Origin of the sequence: Escherichia sp. TW09308, from assembly GCF_000208565.1 — a bacterium.
Lineage (GTDB): Bacteria > Pseudomonadota > Gammaproteobacteria > Enterobacterales > Enterobacteriaceae > Escherichia > Escherichia marmotae.
This window is the reverse complement of sequence record NZ_AEME01000001.1, coordinates 554,646-569,346: the sequence shown is the minus strand read 5'-3', so window position 1 is coordinate 569,346 and position 14,701 is coordinate 554,646. Positions and strand designations below refer to the sequence as shown.

General features: G+C 49.4%; 14 protein-coding genes. 9 read left to right on the top strand and 5 right to left on the bottom strand.

Features of this window, described 5'->3' with window-relative positions:
- Positions 1 to 21 precede the first annotated feature (21 nt).
- Positions 22 to 717, bottom strand: a complete 696-nt coding sequence (minC, locus tag ESM_RS0102920; protein ID WP_001516251.1) for a septum site-determining protein MinC — start codon at positions 715 to 717, stop codon at positions 22 to 24.
- A 128-nt stretch (positions 718 to 845) separates the two neighbouring features.
- On the opposite strand from minC, the gene ESM_RS0102915 reads away from it, so the two are divergent.
- The 3 genes from ESM_RS0102915 (at position 846) to ESM_RS0102905 (ending at position 2,408) form a co-directional block, all read left to right on the top strand.
- Positions 846 to 1,139, top strand: coding sequence for a YcgL domain-containing protein (locus ESM_RS0102915; protein WP_001516252.1), 294 nt, complete (start codon positions 846 to 848; stop codon positions 1,137 to 1,139).
- Between the two features lie 71 nt (positions 1,140 to 1,210).
- Positions 1,211 to 1,870, top strand: a complete 660-nt coding sequence (locus tag ESM_RS0102910) for a fumarylacetoacetate hydrolase family protein (protein ID WP_000284291.1) — start codon at positions 1,211 to 1,213, stop codon at positions 1,868 to 1,870.
- A gap of 91 nt (positions 1,871 to 1,961) precedes the next feature.
- Entirely contained in the window at positions 1,962 to 2,408 is a 447-nt protein-coding gene (locus ESM_RS0102905; protein WP_001516253.1) for a YcgN family cysteine cluster protein, read from the top strand.
- Positions 2,409 to 3,244: 836 nt separating this feature from the next.
- Here ESM_RS0102905 and znuB read toward each other — a convergent pair.
- Positions 3,245 to 4,030, bottom strand: coding sequence for a zinc ABC transporter permease subunit ZnuB (gene znuB / locus ESM_RS0102895; RefSeq protein WP_000571466.1), 786 nt, complete (start codon positions 4,028 to 4,030; stop codon positions 3,245 to 3,247).
- Positions 4,027 to 4,782, bottom strand: coding sequence for a zinc ABC transporter ATP-binding protein ZnuC (gene znuC / locus ESM_RS0102890; protein ID WP_000202982.1), 756 nt, complete (start codon positions 4,780 to 4,782; stop codon positions 4,027 to 4,029). Before znuC ends, znuB begins: the two co-directional genes overlap by 4 nt.
- Positions 4,783 to 4,860: 78 nt before the next feature.
- Between znuC and znuA the strand changes: the two genes are divergently transcribed.
- From znuA to lpxM, 3 genes are all read left to right on the top strand, one after another.
- Positions 4,861 to 5,793, top strand: coding sequence for a zinc ABC transporter substrate-binding protein ZnuA (gene znuA / locus ESM_RS0102885; protein WP_010376204.1), 933 nt, complete (start codon positions 4,861 to 4,863; stop codon positions 5,791 to 5,793).
- 15 nt (positions 5,794 to 5,808) lie between these two features.
- Positions 5,809 to 7,131 (top strand): murein DD-endopeptidase MepM, encoded by a 1,323-nt coding sequence (mepM, locus tag ESM_RS0102880; protein WP_001184055.1) that lies wholly within the window; start codon positions 5,809 to 5,811, stop codon positions 7,129 to 7,131.
- A gap of 118 nt (positions 7,132 to 7,249) precedes the next feature.
- Positions 7,250 to 8,221 (top strand): lauroyl-Kdo(2)-lipid IV(A) myristoyltransferase, encoded by a 972-nt coding sequence (lpxM, locus tag ESM_RS0102875; protein WP_001516257.1) that lies wholly within the window; start codon positions 7,250 to 7,252, stop codon positions 8,219 to 8,221.
- Positions 8,222 to 8,375: 154 nt separating this feature from the next.
- Here lpxM and pyk read toward each other — a convergent pair whose 3' ends face one another.
- Together pyk and hexR are read right to left on the bottom strand one after the other, a co-directional pair.
- A complete protein-coding gene (pyk, locus tag ESM_RS0102870; RefSeq protein WP_000091161.1) occupies positions 8,376 to 9,818 on the bottom strand; it encodes a pyruvate kinase in 1,443 nt (480 codons plus the stop codon).
- Between the two features lie 126 nt (positions 9,819 to 9,944).
- Complete coding sequence (hexR, locus tag ESM_RS0102865; protein ID WP_001056699.1) at positions 9,945 to 10,814, bottom strand: DNA-binding transcriptional regulator HexR; 870 nt, start codon at positions 10,812 to 10,814, stop codon at positions 9,945 to 9,947.
- A 22-nt stretch (positions 10,815 to 10,836) separates the two neighbouring features.
- Here hexR and ESM_RS0102860 point away from each other — a divergent pair, with 22 nt between their 5' ends.
- From ESM_RS0102860 to edd, 3 genes are all read left to right on the top strand, one after another.
- The gene (locus tag ESM_RS0102860; protein ID WP_000155615.1) at positions 10,837 to 11,136 is read left to right on the top strand and encodes a hypothetical protein; all 300 of its coding nucleotides are present in this window, start codon (positions 10,837 to 10,839) and stop codon (positions 11,134 to 11,136) included.
- A 15-nt stretch (positions 11,137 to 11,151) separates the two neighbouring features.
- Positions 11,152 to 12,627, top strand: a complete 1,476-nt coding sequence (gene zwf / locus ESM_RS0102855) for a glucose-6-phosphate dehydrogenase (protein WP_000301721.1) — start codon at positions 11,152 to 11,154, stop codon at positions 12,625 to 12,627.
- A 234-nt stretch (positions 12,628 to 12,861) separates the two neighbouring features.
- Entirely contained in the window at positions 12,862 to 14,673 is a 1,812-nt protein-coding gene (edd, locus tag ESM_RS0102850) for a phosphogluconate dehydratase (protein WP_001069440.1), read from the top strand.
- Positions 14,674 to 14,701: the final 28 nt, after the last annotated feature.

Sequence of the window (14,701 nt, the reverse complement as noted above, 5' to 3'; positions counted from 1 at the left end):
AAATTCCTTGTTAAAAAGGGATCAATTTAACGATTGAACGGTCAAAGCGTTTTCGACTAATTGCAGCCGTGCCGCTTTGCCATAAAATTCTGCTGGGATTTTATCACTCAGCCAGTATTCACCTGCGATAGAGACCAGTTCTGCCATCAGGCTCGTACAAAATATTTGTGCTTCCCGATCACCACTTGCCCCCGCCAGCGCACGACCGCGCATCATGCCATAGACATGAATGTTACCATCTGCGATCAATTCTGCCCCTGCGCTAACATGACTTGTAACAATCAGATCACATTGTGGCGCATAAATGCGCTGACCGGAACGCACTGGGGTATCTATTAAGCGCGTTTTTGTGTCCGGCGTTGTATTTTTCGCAGGAGCCTGGGGGGCAGGAGCTGGACGCGGCGCTTTTTCCTTTCCTTCAGTCAGGATTGGCAACCCCATTTTTTCGATTTCAGCTTTCAGTTTCGCATTTTTGCAGCCACTGACACCAATGATCCGCAAGCCCGTTGCCGAGATAGCTTTATGCATTGCAGACCAGTTGACCTGTTCTTCGAGGCCACTGACATTGAGTACGATGGGGGCATGCTTTAAAAATGCGGGAGCCTGAGCGATTTTGTCTTCCAGCGCCTGATGAATAACCTTAGGTTCTGCCTCATGCAGATGAACCACAGATAAGGTGAAGCTGCTACCTTTAAGCTCGATTGGCGTGTTTGACATCCTGGCCTTACTCAATTAGCTAATTACCATCATCATCAGCGTGCGATGATATTACGAAGACTATAAGGCATGTTATAGTCTGGATTATATTGAGGCAAGTCACCCCCCCATTTATTCAGAGTAAAATTATGTTTTGTGTGATCTATCGAAGTAGCAAACGTGACCAGACCTATTTATATGTTGAAAAAAAAGACGACTTTTCGCGTGTTCCAGAGGAGCTGATGAAAGGTTTTGGTCAACCTCAACTTGCGATGATTCTTCCATTGGACGGGAGAAAGAAACTGGTAAATGCCGATATTGAGAAAGTTAAACAGGCATTAGCTGAGCATGGCTATTATCTTCAATTGCCACCACCTCCCGAGGATTTGCTGAAGCAACATCTTTCTGTGATGGCGAAAAATACAGACAGCACTAAAAAATAACCGATATCCGGCGGTGGCACCATATTTGTCGGAGCGGGTTTTAAGAACCACGATGAAGTGAGAGGAACGTTATGTATCAACATCACAACTGGCAAGGTGCGCTGCTGGATTATCCGGTGAGTAAAGTGGTCTGTGTTGGCAGTAATTATGCCAAACATATTAAAGAGATGGGGAGTGAAGTGCCTGAAGAGCCAGTGTTGTTCATTAAACCCGAAACGGCACTGTGCGATCTGCGCCAGCCATTGGCCATCCCCTCTGATTTCGGTGCGGTTCATCATGAGGTTGAACTGGCGGTGTTGATCGGCGCGACGCTACGCCAGGCCACGGAAGAGCATGTACGCAAAGCCATTGCCGGTTATGGTGTGGCGCTCGATCTGACATTACGTGATGTTCAGGGAAAGATGAAGAAAGCCGGGCAGCCATGGGAAAAAGCTAAAGGGTTTGATAACTCTTGCCCACTGTCCGGGTTTATTCCCGCTGCAGAGTTCACTGGCGATCCACAAAATACGTCGCTAGGCTTAAGTGTAAATGGTGTCGTTCGTCAACAGGGTACAACGGCAGATATGATCCATAAAATCGTTCCGCTGATTGCTTATATGAGCAAGTTTTTTACCCTCAAGCCTGGTGACGTTGTACTAACAGGCACGCCTGATGGTGTTGGCCCACTACACAGCGGTGATGAACTGATCATCACTTTCGGTAGTCATTCGTTGACAACTCGCGTTTTGTAATACTTTTTGCCGCCTGAAAGAGGCGGCAATACTTGCAACGCTGTGCCATACTGGTTATAAGGTGCGTTTTAACGTAATGGCGGAACACCTGATGAGCGATATACCTTTCTGGCAAAGTAAAACCCTGGATGAAATGAGCGATGCAGAATGGGAGTCGTTGTGTGATGGTTGTGGTCAGTGCTGTCTGCATAAACTGATGGATGAAGATACTGACGAAATCTACTTCACTAACGTCGCTTGCCGTCAGCTTAATATTAAAACCTGTCAATGTCGTAACTACGAACGCCGCTTCGAGTTTGAACCTGACTGCATTAAATTAACCCGTGAGAATCTGCCAACATTCGAATGGCTACCGATGACCTGTGCTTATCGGTTGCTGGCGGAAGGGAAGGCATTGCCAGGGTGGCACCCACTGATTACCGGTTCGAAAGCGGCAATGCATGGTGAGCGAATCTCCGTACGTCATATCGCGGTGAAAGAATCAGAAGTGATCGACTGGCAGGATCATATACTCAATAAACCTGACTGGGCACAGTGAGCAACTGAAACCGAAGGGATTACTTGTTTTGTGCATGGGGCATTGTTGGTGCATCAGAACTGAAATTAGCATCCAGAATTGCCAGTGGATTGCCATTATTGTCTGACACCCATCTGAGCAGAAATCTGCCCCATTTGTGCAGCAATGACCTGCGCTTAGTGCTCTACAAGCAAATGTGCGCCTTGATTTGTACACGTTACAAACACATAGCTGCTCTTTTTAGAATGTTGTTTCAGTTAGCACCAAATGAGCCAGGTGCATGCCGTTTACCACCTTTGTTATTTCTTGCCATCAAGTGAGGAACGAAGATGAACCTCAATATAAGGTTATTTACCTATTCTGGTAAAAGCCATCTGAATTATCAGCACATTAATAACGGCCTGCCTAAGATTGATCATCCGTATACCGCTTTCTGTTTCTGATGATGTGAAATGATCTTTAATCGCAAGATTGCATTTGATGGTAATTATCCATTTTTTGTATAAATATTTCCCTGCTAATACATATATTTCGCCGTGCCACACTACTGTATTTATTACCAGTTTCCAGAGATTATGTATCTGCCTGTACGGGCATTTTCCAGAGAGACGATAATATCCCTCACAAGTGAGAGGGGTTTGATCTGATTTCGCTTTTTTGAGAGGGAGAATAGCTGTAAAAGGAGATTTGCTAATATAGCCGTTTGATTCGTCGAACCCGAACACGGGTCTCATTCAGAACATATACAGATTTATGTTCTCACTGTTCGATCGTTCTTAACGGTATGTTTTTTTGATTATGTCCGCAATGTGGTGGCCTGGTTGATGAAACTGGCACTGTATAGTGCCAGTCGCAACTTAGCTGGTCTGCTTTTTCATCATACTGAGAATGAACAACAGCGCTGCACACAACACCACCGAGGGGCCTGCTGGCGTATCGTAAAACGCGGAAAATGTTAAACCGCCCGTTACAGCAACCATTCCTACTACAACAGCGACACCAGCCATCTGTTCCGGCGTGCGGGCAAAACGGCGCGCAGTAGCCGCAGGAATAATCAACAGCGAGGTAATAATCAACGCGCCAACAAATTTCATTGCTACGCCAATCGTCAATGCGGTCACCAGCATCAACAACAATTTCACACGCTGTAATTTCACACCATCAACAAACGCCAGATCCGGGCTAATCGTCATCGACAGTAAATTGCGCCATTGCCAGAACAGAATCGCCACCACGATAACCACGCCAATCGCAATAGCGATAAGATCTTCCGGTGTTACTGCCAGCAAATCACCGAACAGGTATGCCATCAAGTCAACGCGAATGTTAGACATCAGGCTGACGACGACCAGACCCAGCGACAATGCACTGTGCGCCATAATTCCCAATAACGTATCGATCGCAAGTTGTGGGCGCTTCTCCAGCCATACCAGGCCGCCCGCCAGCAGCAGCGTAACCGCAATCACCGCATAGAAAGGATTCACATCCAGTAACAAACCAAACGCGACTCCCAGTAAAGACGCATGAGCCAGCGTGTCACCGAAATAAGACATACGACGCCAGACAACAAACGAACCCAGCGGACCTGCAGCACAGGCCAGCATGATCCCGGCTAACCAACCGGGAAATAATAATTCAATCATGAGCGATCATTTCCCCGACGCAGAATAATTCGCCCCTGTAAATCGTGGCGGTGATTATGATGATGGCGATAGATACCTAGCTGTTCAGCACCCCGAGGTCCGAACATCGAAATAAATTCCGGATGCAGGGAAACGACTTCCGGTGTGCCGGAACAACAGATGTGATGATTCAGACAAAGTACTTCATCGGTTTTGGCCATCACCAGATGCAGATCGTGAGACACCATTAAAACGCCGCAATCCAGTTCGCGGCGCAGTTGGTCAATAAGGTCGTACAGCGCAACCTGACCATTCACATCCACGCCCTGAGTAGGCTCATCCAGCACTAATAATTGCGGTTGATTTAACAACGCGCGTGCCAACAATACACGCTGCGTTTCACCACCAGAGAGCTTTTGCATTGGCGCGTCAATCAGATGCCCGGCCTGAACGCGTTTCAGTGCAGGCAGAATGTCTTCTTTATGTGTACTGGGGCGTAAGCGTAAGAAACGGTTTACAGTTAGTGGCAACGTGGTGTCGAGATACAGCTTCTGCGGCACATATCCGATGCGCAGTTTTCTGTGGCGCTTGATAACACCTTCATCAGGTGTTACCAGTCCGAGCACAACCCGCACTAGCGTCGACTTACCGGCACCGTTCGGCCCAAGTAAGGTCAAAATTTTTCCAGGTTTAAGTTCCAGCGACACATCAGAGAGGACGCGGCGTTGGCCAAAAGAGACCGAAACATTTTCCAGGGAAACCAGACTTGTCATGTTAATTTTAGTCTTGCAGTAGTCATGAAATGTTATAATATCACACTTCTCATATTCATTACGATGATTGGTCGCATTATGTTACATAAAAAAACGCTTCTTTTCGCAGCATTATCCGCTGCTCTCTGGGGGGGCGCAACACAGGCCGCAAATGCCGCCGTTGTTGCTTCGCTTAAACCTGTCGGATTCATCGCTTCCGCCATTGCTGATGGGGTAACAGAGACCGAGGTATTACTTCCGGACGGTGCTTCTGAACACGATTATTCACTGCGTCCATCGGATGTAAAACGCTTACAGAACGCGGACTTAGTCGTTTGGGTTGGCCCGGAGATGGAAGCGTTTATGCAAAAGCCGGTGAGCAAATTACCAGAGGAGAAACAGGTAACGATTGCGCAGCTTGAGAATGTAAAACCGCTGCTGATGAAAAGTATTCACGACGATGATGATGATCATAACCACGCGGAAAAAAGTGACGAAGATCACCATCACGGCGATTTCAACATGCATCTTTGGCTTTCCCCAGAGATAGCGCGGGCTACAGCGGTTGCAATCCATGGAAAATTAGTGGAACTTATGCCGCAAAGTCGAGCCAAACTTGACGCCAACCTGAAGGATTTTGAGGCACAATTAGTTGCAACCGATAAACAGGTTGGTAATGAGCTCGCGCCGCTCAAGGGAAAAGGTTATTTCGTTTTTCATGATGCTTATGGCTACTTCGAAAAACAATTCGGACTGACACCGCTTGGTCATTTTACCGTTAACCCAGAGATTCAACCGGGCGCGCAGCGTTTACATCAAATAAGAACACAGTTGGTTGAGCAAAAAGCAACCTGCGTTTTTGCTGAGCCACAGTTCAGGCCAGCGGTCGTTGAAAGCGTCGCACGAGGGACATCCGTTCGTATGGGAACGTTGGATCCCCTTGGGACGAATATCAAACTGGGTAAAACAAGTTATTCAGAGTTTCTGAATCAATTAGCCAACCAGTATGCGAGCTGCCTGAAAGGAGATTAATGAGGAAGTGATTACGTGCAACAGATAGCCCGCTCTGTCGCCCTGGCGTTTAATAATTTACCGCGACCACACCGCGTTATGCTGGGGTCGCTCACCGTTCTTACCCTGGCCGTCGCTGTCTGGCGGCCCTATGTTTACCACCGCGACGCCACGCCAATTGTCAAAACAATTGAGCTGGAACAGAACGAAATCCGTTCACTCTTACCTGAAGCCAGTGAACCGATTGATCAAACCGCACAAGAAGATGAAGCCATTCCGCAGGACGAACTGGACGACAAAACCGCTGGTGAAGCGGGTGTGCATGAATATGTCGTTTCCACAGGCGATACGCTAAGTAGCATCCTCAATCAATATGGTATTGAGATGGGTGATATCACCCAACTGGCTGCTGCGGATAAAGATCTGCGTAACCTGAAAATTGGTCAACAACTCTCCTGGACATTAACCGCAGAGGGCGATTTACAGCGTCTGACCTGGGAAGTTTCTCGCCGCGAAACCCGTACCTATGATCGCACTGCTGCTAATGGTTTTAAAATGACCAGCGAAATGCAGCAAGGGGAGTGGGTTAATAATCTACTGAAAGGCACCGTTGGGTCGAGCTTTGTTGCCAGCGCCAGAAATGCTGGTTTGACCAGCGCTGAAGTGAGCGCAGTGATCAAAGCGCTACAGTGGCAGATGGACTTTCGGAAGGTGAAAAAAGGCGATGAATTTGCTGTATTAATGTCGCGTGAAATGCTTGATGGCAAACGTGAGCAAAGCCAGTTGCTGGGCGTGCGTTTGCGTTCTGAAGGCAAAGATTATTACGCAATCCGCGCTGAAGATGGCAAGTTCTATGACCGTAACGGTACTGGCCTGGCGAAAGGTTTCTTGCGATTCCCGACGGCGAAACAGTTCCGCATCTCGTCTAACTTTAACCCGCGTCGTCTGAACCCGGTAACTGGTCGTGTTGCACCACACAGAGGTGTTGATTTCGCGATGCCACAGGGTACACCGGTGCTTTCGGTGGGTGACGGTGAAGTGGTAGTAGCCAAACGCAGTGGCGCTGCAGGTTATTATGTTGCGATCCGTCATGGTCGTAGCTATACCACGCGTTATATGCACTTGCGTAAGATTCTGGTGAAACCGGGGCAGAAGGTGAAACGTGGCGATCGTATCGCGCTATCCGGTAACACCGGGCGTTCAACCGGACCACACCTGCACTATGAAGTATGGATCAACCAGCAGGCCGTAAACCCGCTGACGGCGAAACTGCCGCGTACCGAAGGGCTGACAGGTTCCGATCGTCGCGAGTTCCTGGCGCAGGCCAAAGAGATTGTGCCGCAGCTACTGTTTGATTAATTAACATCCATTCGCAGCCGGTACGCAGTCAGTACCGGCTTTTTTATTTGGTGCGGGGCAAATTGCGCCGCTACACTATCAGCAGATTGATTTTTGCCTTATCCGAAACTGGAAAAGCATGGAAACGAAAAAAAATAATAGTGAATACATTCCTGAGTTTGATAAATCCTTTCGCCATCCGCGCTACTGGGGAGCCTGGTTGGGCGTGGCGGCGATGGCCGGTATTGCTTTAACACCTCCGAAATTCCGCGATCCCATTCTGGCGCGACTCGGGCGTTTTGCCGGACGACTGGGAAAAAGCTCGCGCCGTCGTGCGTTGATCAACCTGTCCCTCTGTTTTCCGGAACGTAGCGAAGCCGAACGCGAAGCGATTGTTGATGAGATGTTTGCCACAGCGCCCCAGGCGATGGCGATGATGGCGGAACTGGCGATACGTGGGCCGGAGAAAATTCAGCCGCGCGTCGACTGGCAGGGGCTGGAGATCATCGAAGAGATGCGGCGTAACAACGAGAAAGTGATCTTTCTGGTGCCGCACGGCTGGGCAGTGGATATCCCCGCCATGCTGATGGCCTCGCAAGGACAGAAAATGGCGGCAATGTTCCATAATCAGGGTAATCCAGTTTTTGATTATGTCTGGAACACCGTGCGTCGTCGTTTTGGCGGACGTCTTCACGCGAGAAATGATGGCATTAAACCGTTCATCCAGTCGGTTCGTCAGGGCTACTGGGGCTATTATTTGCCCGATCAGGATCATGGCCCGGAGCACAGCGAATTTGTTGATTTCTTTGCAACCTATAAAGCGACGCTGCCCGCGATTGGTCGTTTGATGAAAGTGTGTCGTGCGCGCGTCGTACCGCTGTTTCCGATTTATGATGGCAAGACGCACCGTTTGACGATTCAGGTGCGCCCGCCGATGGACGACTTGTCAGAAGCGGATGATCATACGATTGCGCGGCGGATGAATGAAGAAGTCGAGATTTTTGTTGGTCCGCGACCAGAACAATACACCTGGATTTTAAAATTGCTCAAGACCCGGAAGCCTGGTGAAATCCAGCCGTATAAACGTAAAGATCTTTATCCCATCAAATAAAAAAAGCCTCTCACGAGGAGAGGCTTCCGTTAGTTGATAAGTTCAAGTTTGCCTGATGAGTAATTTTATCGAGCCTACAGACGATTTGTAATCTTTTGAATTATCAAGGTGTTGTAGGCCGGACAGGGCGTTTACGCCGCATCCGGCAACTTACTTACTCAACAGTTAAAATACGCGTGGTATTGGTAGAACCCACGGTACTCATTACGTCGCCCTGGGTGACGATGACCAGGTCGCCGGACATCAGATAGCCTTTATCGCGCAGCAGATTTACCGCTTCGCTGGCCGCAACTACACCATCACTTGCACTGTCAAAATAGACCGGCGTGACACCACGATAAAGCGCAGTCAGGTTCAGGGTACGCTCATGACGAGACATGGCGAAAATTGGCAGACCGGAACTGATACGGGAGGTCATCAGCGCGGTACGACCAGACTCGGTCATGGTGATGATAGCGGTAACCCCTTTCAGGTGGTTAGCTGCATACATCGCGGACATGGCGATTGCTTCTTCCACATTATCGAACTGAACGTCCAGACGGTGTTTAGAAACGTTAATGCTCGGGATTTTTTCAGCCCCCAGGCAAACGCGCGCCATCGCAGCAACTGTTTCTGAAGGGTATTGGCCCGCAGCGGTTTCCGCAGACAGCATCACGGCATCAGTACCATCCAGCACGGCGTTTGCCACGTCCATAACTTCTGCACGGGTTGGCATCGGGTTGGTGATCATTGACTCCATCATCTGGGTCGCTGTAATTACCGCACGGTTAAGCTGGCGCGCACGACGGATCAAGGCCTTCTGAATGCCGACCAGTTCCGGATCGCCAATTTCAACGCCGAGGTCACCGCGTGCGACCATCACCACGTCAGAGGCGAGGATAATGTCGTCCATTGCATCCTGGCTGCAAACGGCTTCCGCACGTTCAACCTTGGCGACAATTTTCGCATCACAACCTGCGTCGCGTGCCAGACGGCGGGCATAGTTCAGATCTTCGCCACAGCGCGGGAAGGAAACTGCCAGATAATCCACGCCAATCAGTGCGGCAGTCTGAATATCAGCTTTATCTTTTTCGGTCAGTGCTTCAGCCGACAGACCGCCGCCGAGTTTGTTGATCCCTTTATTGTTAGAGAGAGGGCCACCGACAGTGACTTCGGTGAACACTTTCATGCCCTGAACTTCCAGCACTTTTAACTGTACGCGACCGTCGTCCAGCAGCAGGATGTCGCCAGGCACGACGTCAGCAGGCAGACCTTTATAGTCGATACCGACTTTTTCTTTATCGCCTTCACCTTTACCCAGGTTAGCATCCAGCAGGAATTTGTCCCCAATGTTGAGGAACACCTTACCTTCTTTAAAGGTAGATACACGAATCTTTGGCCCCTGAAGGTCACCCAGAATAGCCACATGACGCCCCAGTTTTGCGGCAATTTCACGAACTTTATCTGCGCGCATTTTGTGATCTTCAGGCGAGCCGTGAGAAAAGTTCATACGTACAACGTTTGCGCCGGCAGCGATAACTTTTTCAAGATTATTATCGCGATCAGTAGCCGGGCCTAACGTGGTAACGATTTTGGTTCTGCGAAGCCTTCTGGACATGTAATACTCCGTTGACTGAAACAACAAGGTGTTGCTTGAACATGAAATTCGCATAAATTAAAACGATAACGGTTCTAAATTAAACACATGCGAATGTCGTATAAGGATAGAACAGTGACTATCGTTTCAGCGATCGTCACTTAAATTAAGTAACTGCTTATCAAAACGCGATTCCTTGAGAGCTTCCTTGACCCGCTTCAAGTTATCTCTGAATTTTGTTCCGCGTCGCAAAGTAAATCCTGTTGCCAGCACATCTATCACGGTCAACTGTGCAAGTCGAGAGACCATGGGCATATAAATGTCAGTATCTTCCGGTACATCGAGGGTAATTGCCAGCGTTGCTTCCCGGGCGAGTGGCGTTCCCGCTGAGGTGAGGGCAATCACCATTGCGTCGTTTTCTCGCGCCAGTTGCGCCAGTTCAACCAGATTTTTTGTTCTGCCGGTGTGGGAAATCAGCACAACGACGTCACCATCACTACAATTCATACAACTCATTCGTTGCAGTACGATATCGTCCGAGTAGATCACCGGAACATTGAAGCGAAAAAACTTATTCATCGCATCGTGGGCAACGGCAGCGGAAGAACCTAATCCAAAAAAGGCAATTTTCTTCGCCTGGGTGAGGAGATCAACGGCACGATTGACGGCGGATTTATCCAGCGAGTGACGGACGTGATCAAGAGTAGCCATTGCCGACTCAAATATTTTCCCTGTGTATGATTCAACGCTGTCATCTTCATTGACGTTGCGATTAACATAAGGAGTGCCATTCGCCAGACTTTGCGCCAGATGCAGTTTAAAATCAGGAAAACCGCGAGTGTCCATGCTGCGACAGAAACGATTCACCGTCGGCTCGCTAACATTGGCTTCCAGCGCCAGAGCAGCAATACTCGAATGGATCGCGTTGTCGGGCGAAGCAAGAATGACCTCGGCAACTTTGCGTTCTGATTTGCTCAAATGTTCCAGTTGAGACTGGATTTTTTCCAGCATATTCATGATGTAAAGAGACTCACGGGTAATGACGATTTCCGCTCTGAAAGAAATCGAAATGCAGTTTTGTCAGATATTACGCCTGTGTGCTGGGTTAATGACAAAAGCAGATAAAAAAGTTGTTATTTTTTTTCATAACATGATCAGTGTCAGATTTTTACCCAATGGAAAACGATGGTTTTTTTATCAGTTTTGCCGCACTTTGCGCGCTTTTGCTGTAATCGCACGGGTGGATAAGCGTTTACAGTTTTCGCAAGCCCGTAAAAGCAGTACAGTGCACCGTAAGAAAATTACAAATATACCCAGGCTTAAGTACCGGGTTAGTTAACTTAAGGAGAATGACATGGCGGTAACGCAAACAGCCCAGGCCTGTGACCTGGTCATTTTCGGCGCGAAAGGCGACCTTGCGCGTCGTAAATTGCTGCCTTCCCTGTATCAACTGGAAAAAGCCGGTCAGCTCAACCCGGACACCCGGATTATCGGCGTAGGGCGTGCTGACTGGGATAAAGCGGCATATACCAAAGTTGTCCGCGAGGCGCTTGAAACCTTCATGAAAGAAACCATTGATGAAGGTCTGTGGGATACCCTGAGTGCGCGTCTGGATTTTTGTAATCTTGATGTCAATGACACGGCCGCATTCAACCGCCTTGGCGCGATGCTGGATCAAAAAAATCGTATCACCATTAACTACTTTGCCATGCCACCAAGCACCTTTGGTGCGATCTGCAAAGGGCTGGGTGAGGCAAAACTGAATGCTAAACCTGCTCGCGTGGTCATGGAAAAACCGCTGGGAACATCACTGGCGACTTCGCGTGAAATTAACGATCAGGTAGGCGAATATTTCGAGGAGTGCCAGGTTTACCGTATCGACCACTATCTGGGTAAAGAAACGGTACTGAACCTGCTGGCGCTGCGTTTTGCTAACTCTCTGTTTGTGAACAACTGGGACAATCGCACCATTGATCATGTTGAGATCACGGTGGCAGAAGAGGTCGGAATCGAAGGGCGCTGGGGGTATTTTGATAAAGCCGGTCAGATGCGCGATATGATCCAGAACCACCTGCTGCAAATTCTTTGCATGATTGCGATGTCTCCGCCGTCCGACCTGAGCGCCGACAGCATCCGTGATGAAAAAGTGAAAGTACTGAAGTCATTGCGTCGAATTGACCGCACCAATGTGCGTGAAAAAACAGTACGCGGGCAATACACCGCAGGCTTCGCTCAGGGCAAAAAAGTACCAGGCTATCTGGAAGAAGAGGGTGCGAATAAAAGCAGTAACACGGAAACCTTCGTGGCTATCCGCGTCGACATCGATAACTGGCGTTGGGCTGGCGTGCCGTTCTACCTGCGAACAGGTAAACGTCTGCCGACAAAATGCTCTGAAGTTGTGGTCTATTTCAAAACACCAGAACTGAATCTGTTCAAAGAGTCGTGGCAGGATCTGCCGCAGAACAAACTGACTATTCGTCTGCAACCCGATGAGGGCGTGGATATCCAGGTGTTGAATAAAGTCCCTGGTCTTGATCACAAACATAATCTGCAAATCACCAAACTGGATCTGAGCTATTCAGAAACCTTTAATCAGACGCATCTGGCTGATGCTTATGAGCGTCTGTTGCTGGAAACGATGCGCGGTATTCAGGCGTTGTTTGTGCGTCGCGATGAAGTGGAAGAAGCGTGGAAATGGGTAGATTCCATTACTGAAGCATGGGCGATGGACAACGATGCGCCGAAACCGTATCAGGCCGGAACCTGGGGCCCGGTTGCCTCGGTGGCGATGATTACCCGTGACGGTCGCTCCTGGAATGAGTTTGAGTAATATCTCGACTTATCCTTACGGGTTATTTTACCGGTAACATGATCTTGCACAGATTGTAGAGTAATTTTTACACTTTTGAGCCTCGTGTGGATTCACCCACGAGGCTTTTTTTATTACACTCACTGAAACGTTTCTGCCCTATGAGCTCCGGTTACAGGCGTTTCAGTCATATTTTTCTTGAGTGAAACGCATTGTGAATCACCCTGCTCTGACAACTCAATTTCAGGAGCCTTTATGAATCCACAATTGTTACGCGTAACAAATCGAATTATTGAACGTTCGCGCGCGACTCGTTCTGCTTATCTCGCCCGGATCGAACAAGCGAAAACCTCGACCGTTCATCGTTCGCAGTTGGCATGCGGTAATCTGGCACACGGTTTCGCCGCTTGCCAGCCAGAAGACAAAGCCTCCCTGAAAAGCATGTTGCGTAACAATATCGCCATTATCACCTCCTACAACGACATGCTCTCTGCCCACCAGCCTTATGAACATTATCCAGAGATTATTCGTAAAGCACTGCATGAAGCTAACGCGGTCGGCCAGGTGGCGGGGGGTGTTCCGGCGATGTGCGATGGTGTCACCCAGGGGCAGGACGGAATGGAGCTGTCGCTGTTAAGCCGCGAAGTGATTGCCATGTCGGCGGCGGTGGGGCTGTCTCATAACATGTTTGATGGCGCGCTGTTCCTCGGCGTGTGCGACAAGATTGTCCCAGGGCTGACAATGGCTGCACTGTCGTTCGGTCATCTGCCTGCGGTATTTGTGCCATCAGGCCCGATGGCAAGTGGTTTGCCAAACAAAGAGAAAGTTCGCATTCGCCAGCTTTATGCTGAAGGAAAAGTGGATCGTATGGCGCTGCTGGAGTCAGAAGCCGCGTCTTATCATGCGCCGGGTACGTGTACTTTTTACGGTACAGCCAACACCAATCAGATGGTGGTTGAATTTATGGGGATGCAGTTGCCAGGCTCTTCTTTTATTCATCCGGACTCTCCACTGCGTGATGCATTAACTGCAGCCGCTGCGCGCCAGGTTACACGCATGACCGGCAATGGTAATGAATGGATGCCAATCGGTAAGATGATTGATGAGAAAGTGGTGGTGAACGGTATCGTGGCGCTGCTGGCAACAGGTGGTTCCACTAACCATACAATGCACCTGGTGGCGATGGCGCGTGCGGCGGGTATTCAGATTAACTGGGATGACTTCTCTGATCTTTCTGATGTCGTACCGCTGATGGCGCGTCTCTACCCGAACGGCCCGGCCGATATTAATCACTTCCAGGCGGCGGGAGGCGTACCGGTGCTGGTGCGTGAACTGCTCAAGGCGGGTCTGCTGCATGAAGATGTGAATACGGTAGCGGGTTTTGGTCTTTCTCGTTATACCCTCGAGCCGTGGCTGAATAACGGTGAGCTGGACTGGCGAGAAGGTGCAGAAAAATCGCTCGACAGCAATGTGATCGCTTCCTTCGAACAACCTTTCTCTCATCATGGTGGGACAAAAGTGTTAAGCGGTAACCTGGGCCGTGCGGTTATGAAAACCTCCGCTGTACCCGTTGAAAACCAGGTAATTGAAGCGCCTGCGGTTGTTTTCGAGAGCCAGCATGACGTTATGCCAGCCTTTGAAGCGGGTTTGCTGGACCGTGATTGTGTGGTTGTTGTTCGTCATCAGGGGCCAAAAGCGAACGGAATGCCAGAATTACATAAACTCATGCCGCCACTTGGTGTATTATTGGACCGGCGTTTCAAAATTGCGTTAGTTACCGATGGACGCCTCTCCGGTGCTTCAGGTAAAGTGCCGTCAGCTATCCACGTAACACCAGAAGCCTACGATGGCGGGTTACTGGCGAAAGTGCGCGATGGAGACATCATTCGTGTGAATGGACAGACAGGCGAACTGACGTTGCTGGTAGACGAAGCGGAACTGGCTGCTCGCGAACCACACATTCCTGACCTGAGCGCGTCACGCGTAGGAACAGGACGTGAATTATTCGGCGCCTTGCGTGAAAAACTGTCCGGTGCCGAACAGGGCGCAACCTGTATCACTTTTTAAGACGACAAAATTTGTAATCAGGCGAGAG